The sequence below is a fragment of the Acinetobacter sp. OYA S30 genome, from assembly GCF_033599315.1.
Lineage (GTDB): Bacteria > Pseudomonadota > Gammaproteobacteria > Pseudomonadales > Moraxellaceae > Acinetobacter > Acinetobacter baumannii.
Map to the genome: position 1 here is coordinate 1 of NZ_JAWVAV010000087.1, position 2,989 is coordinate 2,989.

Below are 2,989 nucleotides of genomic sequence, written 5' to 3' on the forward strand. Positions count from 1 at the left end.
CGTCTTCATAGATTTGAATCCTAATGTGGCCCTGATGATCCGCTTTAGCTTGCCATGATCACATTCAATCACGTTATTTTTATACTTAATCTGCCTGTGCTCAAGGTCTGGTGGACATTTACCTTCCCGTTTTAACCGTGATAAAGCACGTCCATATGTGGGTGCTTTATCCGTGTTGATCACTTGTGGAATTTGCCACTTCTTCACATTATTTAAAATTTTTCCAAGAAAACAATATGCTGATTTGGTATTACGTCTAGAAGAAAGATAAAAATCAATGGTATCGCCACGTTGATCGACTGCACGATACAGATAAGACCATCGTCCATTCACTTTTACATAGGTTTCATCAATATGCCACGAGCTCAGATCTGTAGGATTACGCCAATACCAGCGTAAACGTTTTTCTATTTCAGGAGCATAACGTTGAACCCAACGGTAAATAGTCGTGTGATCAACATTCACACCCCGTTCGGCCAGCATTTCCTGCAGTTCACGATAGCTAATGCCATATTTACAATACCAGCGCACAGCCCAAAGAATGATTTCGCCCTGAAAATGCCGACCATGGAAAGGATTCATATGCTGCACCTTTAGCTAAAACAGTCTTCAGCTTACCATTCGTGGTTATTTGCAACAGTGCCGCTGACGCACACCATCGCCCACCGGGTGGGTCGCTATCTGGAACGGCAAGGCCTGCTGGAACGGGATGTCGAAAACAGCTATCTGGCCTCGGATGCGGTGGATGACGACCCGATGACACCCCTGCTGGGGCACTCGATCACTTACCGTATCGCTGTCGGTTCACAGGCGGGGCGAAAGGTGTTCACTTTGCAAACTCTGCCGACCAGTGGTGATCCGTTCGGTGACGGGATTGGCAAGGTAGCCGGGTCCAGCCTGCACGCCGGCGTGGCGGCCAGGGCCGATGAACGCAAGAAGCTCGAACGGCTGTGCCGGTACATCAGCCGCCCGGCGGTATCCGAGAAGCGGCTGTCGTTAACACGAGGCGGCAACGTGCGCTACCAGCTCAAGACGCCGTACCGGGACGGCACCACGCACGTCATTTTCGAACCATTGGATTTCATTGCAAGGCTGGCCGCCCTGGTACCGAAGCCCAGAGTCAACCTAACCCGCTTCCACGGGGTGTTCGCACCCAACAGTCGGCACCGGGCGTTGGTCACGCCGGCAAAACGGGGCAGGGGCAACAAGGTCAGGGTGGCTGATGAACCGGCAACACCAGCACAACGGCGAGCGTCGATGACATGGGCGCAACGGCTCAAGCGTGTTTTCAATATCGACATCGAGACCTGCAGCGGCTGCGGCGGCGCCATGAAAGTCATCGCCTGCATTGAAGACCCTATAGTGATCAAGCAGATCCTTGATCACCTGAAGCACAAAGCCGAAACCAGCGGGACCAGGGCGTTACCCGAAAGCCGGGCGCCACCGGCTGAGCTGCTCCTGGGTCTGTTTGACTGACGAGCCTGAAGGCCAACGATACCAATCAAAATGCTGCGTTCACAGCGCCGCGGCAGGGATCCGCCGTGCTGGTTGTCGGAAAAGGAGCCGCTAGTGGGAAAGAGGAGGGTAAATTTTCAGCGTTGCTGGCTCCCCGTCAGCCGGATTGGGTTGCATCGCAGGGGTGTCGAAAGAGTCAACTGCGGTCCAAAGCTGTTGGACTTGGGTGAAAAGGGCGTTTATTCTTCCTATACGTTGTCGGCAGCGGGCCAAAAAGGAATACGTCCATGCCCATCGAGGTGAAACCGGCTGTGAGCGCGGGTTCAAGCATATAGCCCGACAGGCGCGTATCCTTGCCGATCACGACACGATGGCGGTGGTCACCGCGACGAAAGACACGGCCAGCCGCCATGCCGACGCGCAAGGCGGTTTCCGCCGTCATCGCGCCTTCGTTGGCTTTGCCACGAATACCGTCTGTGCCGAAATATTTGCGCACCATAAGGTCGATTATCCTGTCGTCGGGTCGCCCTCAAAGGGGACATGCCTGCTGAACCGCGAATATAGAGAAATATCCCGAATGTGCAGTTAACGAATTCTTGCGGTTTCTTTCAGCGCCGCCAATACCGCCAGCCCGTCGCGCAAGGGGCGCGGCTCGTGTGTGCGGATGAAGTCAGCTCCACCTGCGGCGGCGGCAAGCTCTGCAGCGAGTGTCGCGGCCCCGACATCCCCCGGACCACGGCCTGTGAGCGCGCGCAGAAAGGATTTGCGCGAAACAGACAGAAGCACCGGCAAATCGAAGCGCAGCCGCAATTCATCGAACCGCGCCAGCACCGAGAGCGAGGTTTCGGGAGCAGCCCCCAGAAAAAACCCCATGCCGGGATCAAGGACAAGGCGGTTGCGTTTGATACCGGCACCCGTCAGCGCCGCGATGCGCGCGTCAAAGAACGCCGCAATGTGATCCATGATGTCGCCAGCGGGTGCCTCGCGCCGATCTGCCTGCCCGTCTTGCACCGAATGCATAACGACGAGTTTGGCAGATGATTTCGCCAATTGCGGATAGAACGCAGCGTCTGGAAAACCGCGAATATCATTGAGATAGGCCACACCACGCGACAAGGCATAGGCTTGCGTCGCGGGTTGATAACTGTCGAGCGAGACGGGAATGCCATCTGCCTTGAGCGCGTCCAGCACCGGCGCGATACGCGCGATTTCTGTGTCGGACGAAACAGGCGCGGCGTCGGGATTGCTGGATGCCGGACCGAGGTCGATCACATCTGCCCCCTCGGCCATCAGCTTACGCGCCTGCGCAATGGCTGCGTCTGGCGCCAGATACCGGCCTCCATCGGAGAAACTGTCCGAGGTTATGTTGACGATGCCGAAAATGATGAGCGATTTATTCATGGGGGCTTCTATAATAATAATCTCTGTACACGATAAAAATAGATAACTCATTGAAATAATGTCATAATAATTGTTTTCTAACGACGAATACTATGACACATCTCAATGAGTTATATCTTATCTTAAACAAATA

Annotated in this window: 3 protein-coding genes and 1 pseudogene; 1 reads left to right on the top strand and 3 read right to left on the bottom strand. The window is 54.7% G+C overall.

The genetic code is table 11. The features are described from left to right. A partial coding sequence (locus tag R5R67_RS19060; RefSeq protein WP_005100622.1) for an IS6-like element IS1006 family transposase occupies positions 1–582 on the bottom strand: 582 nt, incomplete at its 3' end. 63 nt (positions 583–645) lie between these two features. On the opposite strand from R5R67_RS19060, the pseudogene R5R67_RS19065 reads away from it, so the two are divergent. Then, positions 646–1,476 (top strand): annotated as a pseudogene (locus tag R5R67_RS19065) (IS91-like element ISVsa3 family transposase); the annotation flags it as partial. A gap of 175 nt (positions 1,477–1,651) precedes the next feature. Here the strand turns inward: R5R67_RS19065 and R5R67_RS19070 are convergent. After that, positions 1,652–1,954: a phosphoglucosamine mutase gene (locus tag R5R67_RS19070; protein ID WP_000251875.1), complete on the bottom strand. Its 303-nt coding sequence runs from the start codon at positions 1,952–1,954 to the stop codon at positions 1,652–1,654. Between the two features lie 86 nt (positions 1,955–2,040). Next, positions 2,041–2,856, bottom strand: coding sequence for a sulfonamide-resistant dihydropteroate synthase Sul2 (gene sul2 / locus R5R67_RS19075; protein WP_001043260.1), 816 nt, complete (start codon positions 2,854–2,856; stop codon positions 2,041–2,043). Positions 2,857–2,989: the final 133 nt, after the last annotated feature.